Genomic DNA, 19,669 nt, shown 5'->3' with positions numbered 1-19,669 from the left:
GCCAGCGTTCGTCCTGAGCCAGGATCAAACTCTCTTTAAAATAAAGCTGAATTTGAATACTTATTCAACACCGTGAATAAGATCCTTGCGTCACATTGACTTCGCTAGCAAATTACTTTACTAGTAGTTTTTTTGGAAATAGCTCTCTATTTCCGCCCTGCGATTCTTACCTAGAAACATTACTGTCTCTATTGGTTTTATCTTTGTTTCTGTTCAGTTTTCAAAGGTCATTACTTTGTTTAACACAACTTTTACATCTTATCATAAAAGTTATTAGCGTGTCAACAACTTATTTTATTAATATTTTTCCGCTCTCAACTCGAGAACTTTCTAAGTATATAATAGATATTCTTAAAATGCAACTGTTTTGTTTTAATTCATCAAATTTGTATATTGCATTCACTTTTAAAGTTTTTTAAGAATGTCAAAATCATATCATGCCTAGAATAGGCTATCTGCTTAGCTGTATTTGTTTTAATCCTATCTTTAATTACTAAAAGCTTATCATAAAAATGCTGTATACTACTTGATTCCATGTTTTCCAAGTTATATATAGGTCTTCCTTTGGCCCCTCCATAAGTAAAACACCTGGCTATTCCTATAGCTCCAATTGCATCCAGTCTATCGGCATCTTGGACAATTTTGCTTTCCAAACCTAGTTCTACTGTTCCAGCACGTTCGTGACTAAAGGATACATGCTCTATGATTGATAAAATACTCCGGATTTGTTCTTCTGATAAATAGTGATTTCTAAACCATGCTTCCATAGATTGTTGCGCCTGTTCAGGGTCCTTCTTTAACTTTGAATCAGTGAAATCATGAAACAAAGCAGCCAGTTTAATAACTGTAAGATTACCTCCTTCTTTGCTTTGAAGATATGTTGCCATTTGGTACACTCTTTCAATATGGTACCAGTCGTGTCCAGTCTCTTCATTAGCGAACTCTTTTTTTTATGTATGCTTTGGCCTCTTCTATAATGTGATTATCCATTTGCTCTAATACCTCACTTTACATTTTCTAATTTTCTTATTTTTATGTAAAATAGATGTTAAGACCCAATATATTACTAGGAGGAATGATGATATGTTCAAATTCGACCAGGTATACTTAAAACGTGATGGAAGAACTTTATTAGATTCAATTGAGTGGGCCGTTAAACCACAGGAACATTGGGCTGTTCTTGGATTAAATGGCTCTGGAAAAACTACCTTATTAAAATTGTTGAATGGCTACCTGTGGCCTACATCTGGTTCACTTGATGTTTTGGGACACAAATTTGGAGAAACATCACTCCCCGAATTGCGAAAATCTATCGGTTGGGTGAGTTCGTCTCTACAACAACAATTAAGAGAATATGATTTTGCTGAGTCTATCGTTGTTAGTGGAAAGTTTGCAAGTATTGGATTATATCAAGATACAACTGCCGAAGAAAAAGAAACTGCTTGCAATATTTTGATAGAGTGTGGTGGGAAAGAACTAATAGGCAAACGCTATGCTATTTTATCTCAAGGTGAGCGGCAGATTGTTCTCATTGCTAGAGCCCTTATGGCAAAACCTGAACTACTAATTCTTGATGAGCCATGTACAGGTCTTGATATTTTTGCAAAGAAACGTCTATTAGATCGTATTAAGATTATTACTAACCTTCCTCATACACCAACTATTCTTTATGTAACACATCATACGGAAGAAATTTTACCGTGCTTTAGCCACACCTTACTGCTGAAAGACGGTAAAAAGTATGATGCCGGTCCCACTCAAACTATGCTTACCACAGAAAAATTATCTTCCTTCTATTGTCATGCTGTAGATGTCATTACTTTGGATAATGGACAAATTTCTGTATTCCCTAAATGATGCATAATCGCGTACGAGAAAACTTCCTCGTACGCGATTATGCATTACTCAGCTTCTTGCTCAAATAGACGTGCTATCTCAATAATAACTTGCGTTGCTTTCACCATATTTTCTACAGAGACATATTCAAATTTACCATGGTAGTTCTCTCCTCCTGAAAAAATATTAGGTGTAGGCATACCTTTGAACGATAGTTGTGAACCATCAGTTCCCCCTCTAATTGGGCGAATATCTGGTTCGATATTTAAATTCTTCATAGCTTTATAAGCCATGTCAACAATCTCTTTAACAGGTTCTATTTTTTCTTTCATATTATAATATTGATCAGTCATCTCTAAAACAATATTTTCAACGCCATACTTTGCTTGCAATGCTTTTGTTATTTCAGACACTCGCGACTTTCTCTCAATGAATCCATCATGATCAAAATCACGGATAATATAGTAGGATTTCGCAAGTTCCACGTCTCCGTTTAATGAAATTAGATGATAAAAACCTTCGTACCCATCTGTCTTTTCTGGTACTTCGCCTGCTGGTAAATGGCTATGAAATTCCATTGCTATTTTATTGGCATTAACCATTTTATCTTTAGCTGTTCCCGGATGCACGCTATTTCCTTTAAATGTAATTCGAGCCGCGGCTGCGTTAAAGCTTTCATATTCTAGTTCTCCAAGTGGGCCGCCGTCCATTGTATACGCAAATTCTGCACCGAAAGCTTCTACATCAAAATGATGCGGACCTCGGCCTATTTCTTCATCAGGTGTGAATGCTACTCGGATTGGTCCGTGCTTTATCTCTGGGTGCTGCAACAAGTAATTCATTGCGACCATTATTTCGGTCATACCAGCTTTATCATCTGCGCCAAGAAGGGTTGTTCCATCCGTTGTGATTAGCGTTTGTCCCTTATATGTAGATAACTCTGGAAATGCTTCTGGTGAAAGAATAATTCCTAAATTCTTATTTAGCACAATAGCCTCTCCATCAAAATTTTCATGAATTTGCGGAGATACGTTCTTACCAGTCATATCTGTAGCTGTATCTATATGCGCTAGGAATCCTATAGTAGCTACCTTTTTAGTCGTATTACTAGGAAGGGTTGCCATTACATAACCGTTCGCATCAATCGTAACATCTTCCATGCCAATCGCCTTTAATTCTTCCACCAAAATATTTCCTAATTCAAGTTGTCCCGGTGTTGTTGGAACCGTTGAACTAGAATCATCAGATTGTGTATCTACTTGTACATATTTTATAAAGCGTTCCATTATTTCATTCTTCATTATCTTTCCTCCCTAACTCAGATTATTCAGCTTCTCAGACATCTTCAACACAGTATTCCAATTCCTGGCTGTTGCTCTTACTTGCAATACCTTCTCAACGAATTTATTTGAATATACACTGTCGGATACTCCTGCCTTCAAAGACACGTATAAGAACCTCCCCACAATTGCAGCCTGATCTGGACTTGATGCGTTTAACTCTAGTAACTTATCAACTGCAGATTCTTTGGGTAGTTTATCAAGAAAATGAACCATCACTTTTTCTTCACCAAAAGGATTCTGTCTTAATACTTCCTCATACTCAGACGGTTTAAATGCAACAACGGGAACTTCAAAATCAAAATGTTTTTTTATTAGCGCCTCTACTCCTTGCTGAACAAATTCATGATTCATTTGTTCCTTTTCCGCGATAACGTTCCCACTTTGAATATAAGTGATGACATTCTGATAGCCTTCGCTTAGAAAGGCTTCTTTTAAATCAGCCATCTTAATCTTGCGGGTTCCACCTACATTTATTGCCCTTAAGAATATAATATATTTCATCTTCTACCTCCCACTTCTTATTATACCTAAAAATTATTGTGAGGTATAATAAGAGATATCAAAGGAGTGATGGAATTGAAATTGATTTCTTGGAATGTCAATGGTCTCAGAGCAGCAGAAAAGAAAGGCTTCATGGATTATTTTAGAGAAGTGGATGCAGATATTTTTTGCGTTCAAGAAACAAAGCTTCAACAAGGGCAAATCGATTTAGACTTATCGGGATATCATGATTACTGGAACTATGCTGTTAAAAAAGGATATTCCGGCACAGCCATTTTCTCAAAAACTAAGCCTATTTCAGTACAGTACGGTCTAGGCATTGAAGCACATGATCAAGAAGGACGTGTCATTACGCTTGAATACCCTAAGTTCTATATGGTTACAGTTTATACGCCGAATTCGCAAAATGAATTGAAGCGTCTTGACTATCGAATGGATTGGGAAGACACTTTCTTAAAGCATCTAAAAAAAATTAGATCAAATGAAGCCAGTTATTATGTGTGGTGACTTGAATGTAGCCCATCAAGAAATCGACTTAAAAAAATCCTAAAACAAATCGTAGAAATGCTGGATTCTCTGACGAAGAGCGTGGCAAATTCACAGAATTACTTGCGAGCGGTTTTACCGATTCTTTCCGTTACTTATATCCAGATTTAGAGAATGCCTACTCATGGTGGTCATATCGAATGAATGCACGTGCTCGGAATACTGGGTGGCGCATTGATTACTTTATTGTCTCAGCGCGTATAGCGGATAATATAGAGGAAGCCGTGATACATGCAGATGTTATGGGATCAGATCATTGTCCTGTGGAATTAATGATTACTCTGTAGGTACTCATAATATCTTATTCGACATAAATCCGTAAAATCCTTTTAAATGCATAAAAAAACTCGTATCCAACTTTTTTCGGATACGAGTTTTTCTATTATTATTTTAATGTTGGTGATTCAACCCAACCAAGTCGTTTGCCACCGTCATTGATGCGATACCAAATCTTATTGTTAACAACCGCTTGGCTATCAACGTGTACTTCATCTATTCCTGCAAGTGTGCCTCGAACAGTACTGCTATCTACAACTGGGAAAGCGTATATTTTACCAGCTTCGTTCTCAACACCTCTTATCAAGTTTACTTCTTGTTCCATTGCTGTCGTATACAGGAGATTTAGATTCGCCGCATTAATCCAGCCAATTTTTTGGCCATTAAATGTTGCTTCATACCATGTAGAACCGTCACTCACTTTTGCTCGATTAACTAGTCGCAAGCTTTTATTTTTGTAATTTGTTAAAGAAACTCTCTCGGCGGCATTTTTCATTGTTTCCGGCACGCTCCATGCTGCTGCTTGGGCGCTAGGCTTTACTTGTCCATATGCATATAGACTTGTTTTAGCTACTATTGTATCGTAAACTTGATCGTATTTCGCAAGGCCATATGTTTCTACCGTTGCAATAAGTTGTTCTGCATAATTGGGATCTGTCGCGTAACCGCCATCTTCAATGATTTGTGCTACTTTCTTGTAGTCTTCTTCACCAACAAGACCTGCGTATTTATTTGGATTCCATGAAGGCCCATTAACAAATAGTAAGGCATGATCTTCTAGTGACTCATAATAACTAGGATATTCGCGAAATGGTGCATCTATCGTTGTCCAACTATTGTTAAAAAATTCTTTCGTGTTCATTGTGATAGATTCGCCTTCGTAGCTACCTTTAATTCCGAATAGATTATTGGCTTGTTGTGTTAAGCCGCTTTTCCCCCATCCTGATTCTAAAATAGCCTGGGCAATCGTTACACTCGTTAAAACGCCATGCTCGCGTTGAAGCTTCTGCGCATCTGGCACTATTTTATTTAGAAATTCCTGTTGGGAATTGGTGTAGCTTATAGATGAATTATTTTCTCGTTCTGCCGCATATGTGCTAACTGGGATACCAATTGTGCCCATCATCATTCCAATGGTTCCTAAAATAGCTACGTTGCGTTTGACTGATTTTTTCATTCGATTTATTCTACACTTCTTTCTGCTTTTTTTTATAGTATTTTTGTTTTCATGTATCTTTTCAAATCAACAGGGTTCATTCTAGCAAAAATAGTATTTCATTTAGGTTACAGAGATGTGTCATTTCTGTTTATAATATTACAAAATGTATCTATACCGCTATTTATAGCCACTTCTTAGATGTGTTTTATTTTTGAACACATGAAAAAAAAAAACGCCATAATTTTATGGCGTTCTAATGCGAATCACATCTTTATTTACCCATCCAAGAGTTTTTGACCCCTCTTTTATCTGGTACCATTTTCCACTTTCAGTCTTCATTTCTTGGATAATATTCATTTTTTCATTTCCATATTTAGCTATATCATTTATCTTTTTTGCCCCTTTGGTTTTAGGTGGACTAGACCAAATTGTAGTATTTTTTGTAAGTTTTGGTGAGCCAGTTTCGTGCATCGCTTTTTTAGAAATAATCGTGTCATAAATTTTATCGTAAGCCTGTAAATTTCTTTGCTCAATTAATTCGATTAATTTATTGGCATAGTCTGGATCTGTCGCATAACCAGATTTTTGTAATGCATTGGCTGCTGTTCGATGATCTTTTGCTTCGACAACTTCACGATATTTGTCTTTATCCCAAGATGTTCCTTTTAAAAAGAGATTTGCGTGATCATCTAATGATTCGTACCAAGTTGGATATTTTCTGAACGCAGCATCAACGGTTACCCACTTATCATTCTCATATTCTTTTGTTGGCATCATCACAGAATCGTTTTGATACTTTCCTTTAATACCAAATAAATTCCGTCCTTCTGTAGCTAGTCCGCTGTTTCCCCAGTCAGACTCTAAAATGGCTTGGGCTAGTGTAATACTTGTCAGAATACCTTCTTTTTCTTGTATCTGTTGTGCATGTCCGGCGAGTAGCTCAATGAATTCTTGTTTTGGATCAACTCGCGTAACTTCTACTGGCTCATCTTCCATAAGAAATAGCTTAGCCACTACGAAAAATGTCAACACGCTGAGTACAACGCCTGCAAGTAAAATTCCAATAAGAAGTGGCTTTTTTTTCCGACGTCTCATTTTGGTAAAACCTACTTTCTATACCTTGATGCCCTTTTTACCCTATTGTCTCATTGTATCGGAAAAGCAGTACTCTTTGCAACCATCTTAGGCTTACTAACCAGCAAAAATTATTTTTCTGATACGATGATGACTCCTTCTTTTGTATCTGCTATCTTTGCTTTTTTTGGCGCAGATGATACAATCTTCATCGTGTACATATCTGCTATACACAGGGCTGAATGAGCCACAATTAACAAATAAATAGCTACCACATCACCTGGAAATTCCAATGCTAAAATAACGAGAATCAATGTTAATAAAACGCATGGTCCAATGCTGATTATGTTAAATTGCCATTTTGAAAATAATTGATCGGGACAGTTAAAATAAACAATTCCTTTTTTTTGACTTGTTTTTAATTTACCATTACCAAGCACCCAGAAAAGGAGTCCGTGAATGAGCTCATGTATAGTGAAAACGATATATAATGCGATACAAAATAGAATTATTCCTATTACCGTAAAATTTACTGGCACGGATTCTCGCAAAGCTAATATGATTCCGACTATTAGCATGATTACAGTAAGTGTGGCGGCCATTATTTTAATCGTTTGCATTCTTTTTTTGTCGTTAACAATGTTGTATTCCTTCGACAATGCTTGTGCTCTCATAACTATTTTGACCTCATTTCTTACAATCTTTACTAACAACATCTAAATGAAATTTCTCAGATTCCCTTCCATCCATTATAGTATGAAAATCGGTTAGAAAACAATTATTATGTAAAAAATCGTTTTTCTTCTATATATAAGGGTGTTAAAAAACCTCAAGCCCATTTTTAGTTAGCTCAAGATTTTTCATTTTTCTTATTTATACTTTATTTCAAAGCGGAGCGTCGTTTTTAGTTTTTCTGGTGCTACCTTTTTAAAATCTGATAAATAAATTTCTTTATGGTTTTTACTTAGTCGCTCCAGGTTATTTTCTTCGCAGAATGCTTCCATTTTTGCAAAAGATGTAGCCTCGTTATCAAAGCTTCCCACATGTAACATCTGCAAATTCAAACCCTCTGTTATTTCTTCCAATTTTAATTGATTTACGTGCTCTTCTGCAACTTTTTTTGCTGCTTTCTCTTTTGCCATTTCGAATAATTCCGGTGTGATAAAATCTGGTTGACGTAACATTATTTTATATGTGAGTTTTTCTTTATCAAATGCTAAGCTTCCAGGCTCTAGACTCCAAAATCCTTCTAGCGGGAAAACGGTATAATCGTAGTATCCTTCTGGTATGTCTCCCTTTTTTGGCATCATTTTAATCGCATAGGATGTTGCATAAAGCGCCGTAACTAATTCTGAAAATAATGGATGATTCGGATTTCCTTTTCCTTGTATCGTGATATACGTCATTGGCTCTAAATCAATAATTTCTGGTTTTGCTTTTGGTAAATAGATATTTTTGTCTTGTTTTCGCCATTCATACTTCATGATTTTCCTCCTTTATTGGGAAACATGCTTCGGTGACCCAATTTTCTGGGTTTGGTTCTGTCGCAATCGACACGTGGTATATATTGAACATTGGTCCGTTTAATTGATATTCGTGGTTCTCTAGCCAAACAGCAACGGCTTCGGTCACAGCTGTCATTTGTTCGTAACTTCCATTTATTATAACGGATGCTACACTCACTTCCGGGGCTTCTTTGAAAGCAACTCCATTTCTAGAATCGTACGCTGCGGTTTTGAGCGACACTTGAACTTCCACATCCACATCCGCATCGCGATAAACTTCGTCATGAAAAATCGCCATACTAAAAGGTTCCTTCGCAAATTGAGCTTGCTGTGGTATTATTTCCCCGTATAACCGTTCCCAAAGTAACCCCTCACTTGCAAAGGTTGGGATTGTATCACGAACACTTGCCACAAAGCGTTTTGGGATTTCTTTTTTGATAATATGGTAATTCCATTTCGCACTATTTTCTTTGAGCACGGCTAATGAACTCTCCAAAAGTAACCGTTGCTGTGTGATAGTTTCCAATTCTTCTTGTAACTCAAGTTCACGAATCGCAAAATGGGATTGGATTGTTTTTACGTCTGAGCCTGATGAGAGAATTTCGTTGATAACAGAAAGGCCTAAGCCAATTTCTTTTAGTTTTTGAATTTTGTTGATAGTTTGCAATTGCTTTGCTGAGTAGTAACGGTAATTGGTTTCGATGTTTATTTTTTCAGGGACTAACAAACCGATTTTATCATAGTGGCGCAAAGATCGTATGCTAACATTAGCTAGTCTAGAAAATTCGCCTATTTGAAACATATAATACCTCCTTGTTACGTTATTATAATCTTATTCTAAACGATGACATAGGTAGAGAGTCAAGTGCAGAACTAAAATTAGTCTAGGAATCTTTAAATCAGCTACTTTTTTATTGGAAATTTTTGTAGTATTCTTAGAGGAACAGCTTGTTTTCATTCCTATAAATGTAAGCGCATTATTATTTTAGAAAGGGAGAGACACATGAAAAAAAATAAAAAATGTTAGCAGTTTTACTTAGTTTGTCACTTTTCACCTCATTACTAGCTCCATCACTAAACGCGTATGCGATGACTGAGGAGGACAAAGCAACGCAAGCGAAGACGGGGCAACCATTTGCGTCTTACTGGTTTCCAAATGAATTATTGAAATGGAGCCCAAAAACAGATCCCGATGCACCATTTAATAAGGGTACGATTCCTTTGAAAAAGCGAGTGATCTCCGCCAAATCCAATGGTACACAAACAATCAAGGGCGAACTCATGTCGCTTGATATTATTAATCAACACACAGCTGGAACGCCTTCGCAAGGTTTTAAAAGTATTCAAGTGTACAACCCAACACAATGGCAATATGTCGATGTACTCGTTGCTTGGGCTGGTTCTTCTGGTGAAGGGATTATTATTCCACCGAGTGCTGATACGATTGATATGGCGCATAAAAATGGCGTACCGGTCGTCGGGACTGTATTTTTCCCGCCGAATGTATATGGTGGAAAACCTGAGTGGGTGAAGCAGTTTATTACGAAAGATGCAAATGGGCGCTACCCTGTGGCTGATAAGTTACTTGAGGTGGCGAACTATTACGGTTTTGACGGCTGGTTTATTAATCAGGAGACTACCGGATTTACTGCCGCAGACTCGATTGCTATGCAAAATGTTTTGAAGTACATGCAAGCTAAAAAGGACGCTAATCAGCAAATTATTTGGTATGATTCAATGACAACAACTGGTGAAATCGACTGGCAAGGGGCTTTGAACGAAAAAAATAGTCCTTTCTTAACGCAAAATAATAAGGCGGTTTCTAATGGCATGTTTATTGATTTTCGTTGGAATCCTGATCGCCTTGTTGCCTCTAATCAAAATGCGACAGCACTAGGTGTTAGTCCGCATAAATTATATGCTGGTGTGGACGTTCAATCCAACGGCTATAACAGTAATGTAAATTGGAGCGCAATTTTCCCACCCGCTGGACAAGCACCGATTGTTTCTTTAGGTCTCTATATTCCTGGTTGGGTTTACTACAATGCAACGAACGAGGCAGATTTTATCGCGAAAGAAAATAAGTTTTGGAACGGGAATAGAGTGGATCCGCGCTATCCTGAAAACGTAACTGGGGCAAAAGATTGGCAAGGTATCGCAAAATACTTCCCAGAAAAATCAGGTATTTCAGCATTACCACTCAAAACAAATTTTAATACAGGAAAAGGAACATTTTTCAATAAAAGTGGCGTTCGTTTACAGACCGGAGCATGGAATCAGCGCGGGATGCAAGATGTTATGCCGACCTATCGTTTTATTTTAGATAACACTGGTGGCAATACATTGGCAGCGAGCATTGCCTCTGATGATGCTTATACAGGCGCTTCTTCCCTGCTTCTATCTGGTAGTACCGCAAAAAATGGCACAACCACAACGAAACTTTTTGCAACAGATATTAAGGTGAAGCAAGATACGACTTTTTCGATGAAGGTAAAAGATACAGGCGCTACTCACAAACTTATTTTACAATTCGCTGGTGAGAAAAATCCGCGTAAAGTTGTATTGAAGGCTTCTGGCACGGGTTGGGTTAATTGGAGCACAACGCTTAGCCCTTATTACGGCAAAGTAATTAAAGAGATATCATTAGAATCAACAACGACTACAGCACAATCAAATGCTAAAATCCGAATCGGTGAAATCGCATTACAAGGAAAAACAGATATTGGGTATGTAGGCACTGTTAAAAATGTCAAAGTGACTGAAAAAGTTACACCAGAACGTCAAACAAACGCTCGCATCACTTGGGACACAGCGCTTGGGAACGTTCGCTACTATGAAATTTATCAAAAAAATGCCAAAGGGTTGCAGGAATTAATTGGTACAACACCTTCTAGCGCCTTCTTTGCAACGAATGTCTACACTGTTAATGGCAAAGCACAAATCACAGTAAAGGCTATCGGTTATTAATTTATAGTAAGAAAGTGGTCTGCCATTATATGGAGCAGACCACTTTCTTATTTTTGACGTTTATCGATAAACCAGCTTCCTAAAGCACCAACTAGAAGGATTCCTAAAGATGGGAACGAATAATCGACAAAAAACGTTGTAAACTCAATTCCTGCAAACCGCAAAGCAACGGTCACTAATCTAGCCACAAGTAGAATAAGACCAATAATAACTAGCGCATTAAAAAATAGTTTCAAAAAGTGCATCTGCTCTCCTCCTCTTCTATTCTCATGTTATAATTTAATAGAAGAAAGTTCAAGTTTTGGGGGTAATAAGATGACATATCCGCGTGAACTAATCGATCCGATTATCATTAAAAATAAAGCATTTGACTTAGAAGGATTTGTCTTTGGCAATGGGGATTTTTCACCTGATATTATGTTGATTGGTGAGGCTCCAGGCGAAGTAGAGATTCGGACAGGTATTCCATTTACCGGTCGTTCAGGCAAGGAACTCAACAAGACGCTTGCTATCGCTGGTTTAACACGCAATCAGGTTTATATAACAAGCATTGTCCGTAGCCGCCCTTTTGGTAAGAAGACGATGATCGATAAAGCGGGACAAAAAATCGAGAAGCGTCCAAATCGGATGCCGAAAAAGCAAGAAATTCTTTTACACGCGCCACTTCTTGATTATGAAATTGCTCAAGTTCAGCCAAAATTAATCATTGCTCTAGGTGGCTGTGCATTGAAACGGCTCATCGACAACAAAATGACTATTTCTGAATCGCACGGCAACATTTGGCACGGAAAAATAAAGCAACTTGGTGCCGATTCTAACTATGTGCCATCCAAGCGAGCATACGATATTTTTCCGACGTTCCATCCCGCAGCTATTTTCTACAATCGAAAAATAGAGCAGAATCTCATTGCGGATTGGGAGAAGTTAAAAGAAATTTTAATAGTAAAAGCATTATAAACGACAGGTTAGCACATTTGTTCTATAATCATATTACTACTGAAAAAGGAGGATTGCTTGATGACACTATTATTAATGCTGGCTGGCCTTATGGCGGGTATGACTATTCCTGTTCAAACAGCAGTCAATTCGCGACTACGCGACTATACAAAATCACCATTTATCGCCTCCTGGGTGTCTTTTTTAATTGGAAGTACGATTTTAATTGCTTTAGCACTCATCTTTGAACACGGCTGGACATTTGATGTACATATGCTTGTCGTGAATCCTTGGTGGATCTGGTTTGGCGGTGGTGCGCTTGGTGTGTTCTTTTTAACATCGAATATTTTATTAATGCCCCGACTCGGATCAGCTTTAACTGTCGTGATTACGCTTTGCGGACAAATGGTGATGGCGCTTTTAATCGATCATTTCGGATGGTTCAACGTGCCGATTCACGAACTTAATTTACCGCGAGTCATTGGGATCGCAATGATGTTTTTCGGCGTTATTTTGATGCAGCGCTATTAAAGGAGGGCTTTTTATGACAGCAAAAAAATCTAAATCTATGATTGCCTTTATGTTCATGGGGCTTGTTGCGGGCATGATGTCACCGATTCAAACATCAATCAATAGCCGCTTACGGATTGCAGTTGATTCACCGATTATCGCCTCACTTATTTCATTTTTAGTCGGGATGATGCTCCTACTACTTATCTCTCTCGTTGTCGAACGCAGGCTAACATTTCCATTGCGCGGTGTTGGTCGAATTCCGTGGTGGATTTTTACAGGGGGCGCGCTTGGCGTAATTTTTGTAACATCAAATATTTTACTGTTACCGTTACTTGGTTCTGCACTGACTGTGGTTTTAGCACTTTGCGGCCAGATGATCATTGCACTGACGATTGACCATTTCGGTTGGTTTGGCATTATTAAACATCCAATTAACCGTTATCGCGTACTTGGTGTGCTTTCGATGATTGGCGGTGTTTTACTGATTCAATGGTTTTAAAAAAGATTTCCTGTGTTTAGACGGGAAATCTTTTTTGATTTGATTATGCATACCATTCTTCAATTTCAACATCTGATACCGTTTCCAATGCTAGTGCGGTTCTGCTCTTCGATGTATAAAGATCCACCTATGTAGTTTTCTTTTGCTCAATCTATAAGTTTAGGGTCAAGCAATACTTCCTTTATTCGAAATTACTGCTATAATAATAAAAGACTCAGTCAGAAAAAGGGAGATGAAGCATTGATTACTAAAATACCCTTTCATAATGGGGAATACGATTGGATTAATATCAACATTGATAATCCTAGTGAATTAAAAAAGTTCTATGATGCATATAATATTGACGATGAGATCGTGGCTTATTCATTAGATAGAAATGAGCGAGCACGCTTAGAATACGAGGCGGAAACAAATACATTTGCACTGTTTTTCAATGTACCGAATAATGAAAAGATTGACGATCATTATGAGACGGTGCCGATGACGTTTTTGATTAAAGGTTCGCAATTTATAACGGTAACCAATGGCAAAAATCAATATATTGCGGACAAAATGAAACGCTTTTTGGATAAAAACGATGGAAAAACCATTTTTGAGTTTTTATTTAGTTCACTGTTCCTGATTACCGACACTTATTTTCCGTTCGTTGAGGAAATGGATGCGGATCGAAAAATGATTAATGATAAATTGAAGGAAAAAACGACGAAGCAAAACCTGCTTTCCCTGTCTGATTTAGAGACTGGTATCGTTTACTTTGTTTCCGCTTCAAAACAAAATCTAGTTTTGTTGGAGCAGGTCAAAACGCATATTATTTATCGAACGCTAAATGCAAGTGAAAAAGAGCAATTTGAGGATGCTGTTATTGAGGCGAAGCAGTTGGTAGAAATGACGAAATTGTCATCGCAAATTTTACAACAGTTATCAGGGACGTATAATAATATTTTAAATAATAATTTGAATGATACGATTAAGATTTTGACAGTGTTATCAATCCTATTGACGATTCCTACGATTATTACTGGATTTTTCGGAATGAACATGCCTTTGCCACTGGAGCATAATTCGCTCGGCTGGGTTACGACGATTTTGATTAGCGTTGTTGTTTGGTTCGTGCTGGCTTATGTATTGCGTAGGTTGTTGAGACGATGAAAAAGACCGAACGCTAGGCCTTTTTGGGGGCTTAGCGTTCAATTTTTCAATTGAATTGAATGGGTATGTTCAGAATTGCGTCGCTAGTATCGAACAGACTCATCTCATCATTCCAGTATGTTGGATACTTCTCTACAATTTTTGACAATATGCGTCTTATGTAAGAGAGGAAAAATCAAATTATTTTTAATTTTATTAAAACATTTTTTTTACTTAACAGATTGTATTCCTAAGCCATCACACATAGAACCAAATAATATGCTCACGCGTTGCTTTCAATTTAGTCCTCTTTGAATTGCTATATGTAAAAAGAATTGTTTTTACATATTTTTTCCCACCCTTAATCTTGGTGTAGATTCTTGTAGTATAGTATTCCGTTTTCGGTTTCGCATATATTGTACTAAAATCCACGTTCCATACAGTAATTGCATATTTACTTAATTTCATTACTCCAAAGCTACTTGCTAAACGAGTACTAAACTCCTTAATCTTATTGGTTGTAAGCGTCACTTCCATTGAACTACGATTGCAATGTATAAGGCGATCCACCGCGCTATCGACGGGGACATTCGCTCGTGATGTTGCTTGCATTGCACCAGTTAAATTGATCCCTTCCCCAAAAGTCACAAAACGCTCATCTGCAATAGTGACTTCTGGATTGTAATAATCCGAATTATTCCGACAATTCCCTCCATCAATCATTTTTCCATTAACAGCAGGAGCAGCTTGAGAGGACTAAAGTTGACGTACATACAAATGTTGCAATTTTCATTTTCTTAGACATGTAATCTACTCCTTTTTGTATTCAATTTATACTTATTATGTTATAATAGTTTGAATATATAGTCAAGATAAGGAGTATAACTTATGGAAAAGATATTCTATATACTTTTAACGATTACATTGATAGCTGTATTCATTTACTTCCTTCTTCCATCAAGCGTAAACTTACTATTTATTCGTTTGCTGCTTATAGGTTCATTCTTAAGTGCGATGGCTGCATACTATAAAAATAATCGAGGTAAATTCTTCTCTGCGCTATTCGGTACAGTGGTTGTATTGATACTCTGGATTAGATAAGAAGTTAACTTATTTATTGATTTCTTTAAATACGCAAAAAAGCCCCTATAATAAGGACTTTTTTTATTTGTCTATTCCCACTCAATAAGATTATAGGCATCTAAATGCAGTCATGCCAATCATTTCAAGAACATATATCTTTACTTGGCAGGTTTTTGGTAGGCAACTTATAATTCATCTTACCTAATTAGATACTCCGCAATATTTCAAAAGAAAGAGATTTTTTATTTGACTCCATACGAGCTCCTGAATTGATATCGTACAGTTCTTCTTGTGATTACTCCATTCCATTTAATGCAATAATTAATTGTTTCTTATACACCAGAATTTTGCTCGTTATAATGCCAGAACTAATCATTTACCGAAAGTCTCGTTTTCAACATTCTCGTCAATCCTAATTTAATTTTTTCATAGTTGTCTATCAGACCATATGACCTTAGCACCTCTTCGTCAAATTCCATCCGTTCTCTGGATTCTATTCCTTCTAATGTATTAGGAATTGGAGTTGATTTCAATTTATTGAATTTAATTAATATACTTACTCTTTGTTCATTAGTTAGGTGAGACGGGTTCAACATCTTTATTTGTTTAACATTATGTGCTGATAAATCTAAGACCCCATCCCCTCTTCCAAAACCAGACGCTTCAATAAAGAACAGCCCTATTATAGAATTTAACAGTGCTTGCAGTAGATCCACACTCTCATCGGAATACTTAACAGACCTTGTAAGGCCTACTAATCGTTGATTAATAAAGGCATTACTATCTAATTTAGCCCAAAATAATCTTTTTCCCGGATTCAATGAAGTAATAATTTCAGCCGTTGCACCATCAGAACGCATCTCATACCATAGCTGTCTACTATTTCCAAGTACTTCTGGTAAAGGTTTACCTACCTTATTCACCCCAGTTTCGAACCTTTTTATCCAACCCAATGCCCCATTATGTCCCAATTCTTCAAGCTCTTCAATTGTCTTAGAGCAACAAAATGCATCTGCATCAGCTACTGTATCATAATTTATTGTATCTTTAGTGTTCTTTAAGATTTTACTAATATACGTGCCCTCTATAGAGTGTCCCTTCTCTGGATAAAACAAAGCATCCCATCCTCGTCTCATTCCTCTTATTAATGTAAATACATCAGTAAGTGGAACAAGCACTGACTGTACATCATCTAACCAGGTAACATCATAAAAAAGGGTATTTAAGGATAACTTATTTTCCAAATATGACTCAACCTTAGGTAGGCTGTACTCAATTGAATAAACCAATGAATTACTCGCAGATGAAAGTATTGAATTCGCGATACTAGAGATTTCCGAACTATTCAGTTCACCTATCTTTTTATTAATGACAAGAAACTGGATTGGATTTTTTTGAATTTCTTCAAATCTTTCTTTTTTCTCAAGAATAAGAATAGATGAAATCACTTTTGCATTTTGAAACCAACGTCCATTTCCAGATATTACTATTGTCTTAATATTAAAGTAAAAACTTAAAGCTTTAAAAAATTCTTTACCCGCCACCGTGCCTAGCCAAGAATTAGAAAGAATAACTCCAATTCTTCCATTAACATCTAAAATATCATTTAGACTAAGAATAATATAATAATAAAAATCTGATTTGCGACTTAACATTATCTTTCCATCCGTATCTTTTTGAAGTTTATTTAATACATTATCTATGAAATTTTTTTCATTTTTTTTCAATTATTTCAAATGGAACAAATGGTAAGTTAGACAGTATGTTTTTAAATTTAGGTAACGTAAATTCCATGAGCTCTCCTGTTTCAGGAGATGTTATTTTTACGGTTTCGCTAACATTCGCCAAAGAAAAGACATTTCTTTGAAACACTTTATTAATCATATTCATTGAAGTAGGCGTAGTTAGAGCCATATTAGCAACTTGTAAAGGAAACATCATTTTGTCAGAAGCCCAAGTAGTGTCATGAATTTCTCTTTCCGTTATACCAAGTTTTTGTTTAAGCTTCATTACTTCCTTAGGTATAGTTCCAGTACCGCAGCAAGGATCAATGTCATTAGAAGTGCTGTCAACAACAGTTGATAGAACTAGTAACTTTGCAACATTTTCAGGTGTTGTATATTGCCCAATTATTTCCCTTTTGAATTGATTTACAGAGCTTTCCAATAATTGTTGCAAAATCTCATGAGTTACAACCTTATCGTTCAAAAATGCATTAAAATCAATCAATCTATTCCATACTAGCTCTGGTAACAAATTATTAAATTGTTGTGCTTGAAAAATTGTATAATAATCGCTTATCTTGGTTATTTTCTCAAACATATTATTTACTTCATCTGGCTTGTTTAATGTAGAGATATCTAATATACATTTAGCTACATCATGAACAGGCATTATTAAATTTCCAAATATGAATCTCGTGATCCAGTTTAATAAAATATTTTTAGAAAAAGCTATATATGGATCTGCTTCGTCTTTTAAGTACTCTATTTTAGTTACTTTCCACCACTCGTTAATTTTTGCATCAATTATCCGATTTTCCTTTGCCTTACTTTTTAAATGATCTGCTAATAATTGTTTATGATCTTCAATTAAATAAGTAGTAACTCTATCAGAAATTTCATCTAATTTTTTCTCCTTAATAACACCTGTATGATAGAATTCATTCAACTCTCTTAATAATGAAGGCAAGAAGTTTTTCCAAATGATTTGTTTCTTCACCACATCTTCTCTCGTTGTTATTTCTAATAAATCTCCCCATTGCTTTTCAATAATCCATTGCCCATTATTCTTCACATAAAGTACTACCTCATGGAAATTCCAAAGTACAGTAGTATTTAGTCCTAGCTTTTCAGCTTTATCCTGTGCGTCCAATATGTATGTATTATCATGAACACTTACATCAGGCATTTTTAATTCCCAGCCCTGTAACAAATTAATCTTATTAGTGTCAGAGTACAGTAATACGTCTGGAAACATTATCTTCCTTGAATTCCCTTCCGCATTCTTAAAATTATTCATGGTGATCTCACCACCAGCTTTTTTAATTACAATATTCACCGTAGACACATATTGATTTATTTCTGTGATTAAATCAATAGCAGCACTTCTTTCATTTTCATTCATGATGATACTCATTCTATCTCTCCTTGAATAATTTACTTTTATACAAAGTGATTCTCTCTTTTGACTCACTATCTAACGTCAGATATGCTTCCTTAATTCGTTTTTTTGATATTTCAACATAACTCACACTATCCGCTTTAAACCTGTTACTGTCCTCATCCTTTTCAATACCAATGAAGTTTCTCCCCTCCAACAATGCTGATATAAGAAACGAGCCACTTCCACAAGTATTATCTAAAACAGTATCTCCCAAATTAGTATAGGTCTTAACTAAATATCTCCCCAATTCAATTGGTTTTTGTGTGGGATGATATACCTTCCCTTCGGATTCTGCTGTTTTAAAATAAATTATATCGTTAGGATAGCGTGCTCCTTCGCTTTTCACTTCTACTGGTAAAAAATCGCCATAACTACCAGTCAGCTGATTTTTCCTAGTACCCTTATTATATGGAACTCCCATGCTCATTTGCGGATTATATGTAGGCTGTTTCTTGTAAAAAACGCATATTTCCTCGTACTTTCTGAGAGGTTGTTTTTTAGCATTTAAAAAATTGGTTGCCTTAGATTTTTCCCAAATAATTTTATACTTAAATAATTTAGGATTACTCAACATAAGCTCCGCAGTGAACATACCGCTTGATGTTAAGACAATTGCACCATTAGGTTTAATTATTCGCTCATACTCTTTCCATAAAATATCCAATGGTATAATACTATCCCACTTATTTTGAGTATGTCCATATGGCAAATCACACAAAATCATATCTATAGATTCCGTTTCAATCAATTTCATTTTTTTTATACAATCTGCTTTAAATACATTATTAATTAATTTTATATTTTGCAATCTAAAAAACCCCATATTCTTTCATTCTAATCAATATTAGCTCACCCCATCATAGCATATTTTTATAAATTTTTTAAATCCAATTAACTAATAAAGTCCTTATCTTTTCTGTTCAACTAAGTATAGCCTATTCCAGAGTTCAATCTACGCATTATGGCATTCACACGCAACCTTGTTAACTCTCATAGGGAAAATCCCATAATCACCAAAGATTGTTTAAGTCATGAGGATATCGAAATAACCTTTGAAACCTATGGACGCCTTTATCCAAAAAACACCTTCGTGATAGCTACTAGATTAAAAGGAATTATTAACTACAAACCCTCCCTT

19 protein-coding genes and 1 pseudogene are annotated in these 19,669 nt (G+C 36.1%); 7 read left to right on the top strand and 13 right to left on the bottom strand.

The window, feature by feature from the left end:
* Positions 1 to 380 precede the first annotated feature (380 nt).
* Positions 381 to 905 carry an HD domain-containing protein gene (locus PROCOU_RS05250; protein ID WP_279625169.1) on the bottom strand — a complete coding sequence of 175 codons (525 nt, stop codon included), beginning with the start codon at positions 903 to 905 and terminating at the stop codon, positions 381 to 383.
* Positions 906 to 1,083: 178 nt separating this feature from the next.
* On the opposite strand from PROCOU_RS05250, the gene PROCOU_RS05245 reads away from it, so the two are divergent.
* On the top strand, positions 1,084 to 1,857 hold the full coding sequence (locus tag PROCOU_RS05245) for an ABC transporter ATP-binding protein (RefSeq protein ID WP_036070111.1): 774 nt from the start codon (positions 1,084 to 1,086) through the stop codon (positions 1,855 to 1,857).
* 44 nt (positions 1,858 to 1,901) lie between these two features.
* On the opposite strand, the gene pepT is transcribed toward PROCOU_RS05245, so the two are convergent.
* Both pepT and PROCOU_RS05235 read right to left on the bottom strand, forming a co-directional pair.
* Positions 1,902 to 3,137 (bottom strand): peptidase T, encoded by a 1,236-nt coding sequence (pepT, locus tag PROCOU_RS05240; RefSeq protein WP_036070108.1) that lies wholly within the window; start codon positions 3,135 to 3,137, stop codon positions 1,902 to 1,904.
* A 12-nt stretch (positions 3,138 to 3,149) separates the two neighbouring features.
* Positions 3,150 to 3,680, bottom strand: a complete 531-nt coding sequence (locus PROCOU_RS05235; protein WP_036070107.1) for a DUF1697 domain-containing protein — start codon at positions 3,678 to 3,680, stop codon at positions 3,150 to 3,152.
* Positions 3,681 to 3,755: 75 nt separating this feature from the next.
* Here PROCOU_RS05235 and PROCOU_RS05230 point away from each other — a divergent pair.
* Positions 3,756 to 4,513, top strand: a pseudogene (locus PROCOU_RS05230) (exodeoxyribonuclease III).
* A gap of 98 nt (positions 4,514 to 4,611) precedes the next feature.
* Here PROCOU_RS05230 and PROCOU_RS05225 read toward each other — a convergent pair.
* From PROCOU_RS05225 to PROCOU_RS05205, 5 genes are all read right to left on the bottom strand, one after another.
* Positions 4,612 to 5,679, bottom strand: a complete 1,068-nt coding sequence (locus tag PROCOU_RS05225) for a glucosaminidase domain-containing protein (protein WP_036070105.1) — start codon at positions 5,677 to 5,679, stop codon at positions 4,612 to 4,614.
* A gap of 225 nt (positions 5,680 to 5,904) precedes the next feature.
* Positions 5,905 to 6,756 (bottom strand): glucosaminidase domain-containing protein, encoded by an 852-nt coding sequence (locus PROCOU_RS05220; protein ID WP_036070103.1) that lies wholly within the window; start codon positions 6,754 to 6,756, stop codon positions 5,905 to 5,907.
* 110 nt (positions 6,757 to 6,866) lie between these two features.
* Positions 6,867 to 7,409 carry a DUF3267 domain-containing protein gene (locus PROCOU_RS16410; RefSeq protein ID WP_159101185.1) on the bottom strand — a complete coding sequence of 181 codons (543 nt, stop codon included), beginning with the start codon at positions 7,407 to 7,409 and terminating at the stop codon, positions 6,867 to 6,869.
* Positions 7,410 to 7,604: 195 nt separating this feature from the next.
* A complete protein-coding gene (locus PROCOU_RS05210; RefSeq protein WP_208293608.1) occupies positions 7,605 to 8,219 on the bottom strand; it encodes a GyrI-like domain-containing protein in 615 nt (204 codons plus the stop codon).
* Positions 8,209 to 9,042, bottom strand: coding sequence for a MerR family transcriptional regulator (locus PROCOU_RS05205; protein ID WP_036070100.1), 834 nt, complete (start codon positions 9,040 to 9,042; stop codon positions 8,209 to 8,211). The genes PROCOU_RS05210 and PROCOU_RS05205 overlap by 11 nt, the downstream gene beginning before the upstream one ends.
* Positions 9,043 to 9,260: 218 nt before the next feature.
* Between PROCOU_RS05205 and PROCOU_RS05200 the strand changes: the two genes are divergently transcribed.
* Positions 9,261 to 11,207 carry an endo-beta-N-acetylglucosaminidase gene (locus PROCOU_RS05200; RefSeq protein ID WP_051994205.1) on the top strand — a complete coding sequence of 649 codons (1,947 nt, stop codon included), beginning with the start codon at positions 9,261 to 9,263 and terminating at the stop codon, positions 11,205 to 11,207.
* Between the two features lie 47 nt (positions 11,208 to 11,254).
* Here PROCOU_RS05200 and PROCOU_RS05195 read toward each other — a convergent pair whose 3' ends face one another.
* A complete protein-coding gene (locus PROCOU_RS05195; RefSeq protein WP_036070097.1) occupies positions 11,255 to 11,452 on the bottom strand; it encodes a hypothetical protein in 198 nt (65 codons plus the stop codon).
* A 70-nt stretch (positions 11,453 to 11,522) separates the two neighbouring features.
* On the opposite strand from PROCOU_RS05195, the gene PROCOU_RS05190 reads away from it, so the two are divergent.
* From PROCOU_RS05190 to PROCOU_RS05175, 4 genes are all read left to right on the top strand, one after another.
* A complete protein-coding gene (locus tag PROCOU_RS05190) occupies positions 11,523 to 12,164 on the top strand; it encodes a uracil-DNA glycosylase (RefSeq protein WP_036070096.1) in 642 nt (213 codons plus the stop codon).
* Positions 12,165 to 12,224: 60 nt separating this feature from the next.
* Complete coding sequence (locus PROCOU_RS05185) at positions 12,225 to 12,674, top strand: DMT family transporter (RefSeq protein WP_036070095.1); 450 nt, start codon at positions 12,225 to 12,227, stop codon at positions 12,672 to 12,674.
* 13 nt (positions 12,675 to 12,687) lie between these two features.
* The gene (locus PROCOU_RS05180; protein WP_036070094.1) at positions 12,688 to 13,155 is read left to right on the top strand and encodes a DMT family transporter; all 468 of its coding nucleotides are present in this window, start codon (positions 12,688 to 12,690) and stop codon (positions 13,153 to 13,155) included.
* A 240-nt stretch (positions 13,156 to 13,395) separates the two neighbouring features.
* Positions 13,396 to 14,304, top strand: a complete 909-nt coding sequence (locus PROCOU_RS05175) for a magnesium transporter CorA family protein (RefSeq protein WP_036070093.1) — start codon at positions 13,396 to 13,398, stop codon at positions 14,302 to 14,304.
* 237 nt (positions 14,305 to 14,541) lie between these two features.
* Here the strand turns inward: PROCOU_RS05175 and PROCOU_RS05170 are convergent, their stop codons facing one another.
* The 4 genes from PROCOU_RS05170 to PROCOU_RS05150 all read right to left on the bottom strand — a co-directional run bounded on the left by PROCOU_RS05170 (position 14,542) and on the right by PROCOU_RS05150 (position 19,339).
* A complete protein-coding gene (locus tag PROCOU_RS05170; RefSeq protein ID WP_036070092.1) occupies positions 14,542 to 15,006 on the bottom strand; it encodes a hypothetical protein in 465 nt (154 codons plus the stop codon).
* A 728-nt stretch (positions 15,007 to 15,734) separates the two neighbouring features.
* A complete protein-coding gene (locus tag PROCOU_RS05160) occupies positions 15,735 to 17,021 on the bottom strand; it encodes a hypothetical protein (RefSeq protein ID WP_149023618.1) in 1,287 nt (428 codons plus the stop codon).
* Positions 17,022 to 17,079: 58 nt separating this feature from the next.
* Complete coding sequence (locus PROCOU_RS05155) at positions 17,080 to 18,504, bottom strand: N-6 DNA methylase (RefSeq protein ID WP_036070089.1); 1,425 nt, start codon at positions 18,502 to 18,504, stop codon at positions 17,080 to 17,082.
* A gap of 1 nt (position 18,505) precedes the next feature.
* Positions 18,506 to 19,339, bottom strand: a complete 834-nt coding sequence (locus PROCOU_RS05150) for a DNA-methyltransferase (RefSeq protein ID WP_244266238.1) — start codon at positions 19,337 to 19,339, stop codon at positions 18,506 to 18,508.
* Positions 19,340 to 19,669: the final 330 nt, after the last annotated feature.

Source organism: Listeria rocourtiae FSL F6-920, from assembly GCF_000525975.1.
Classification (GTDB): domain Bacteria; phylum Bacillota; class Bacilli; order Lactobacillales; family Listeriaceae; genus Listeria_A; species Listeria_A rocourtiae.
This window is presented reverse-complemented; position numbering and strand designations above follow the sequence as displayed.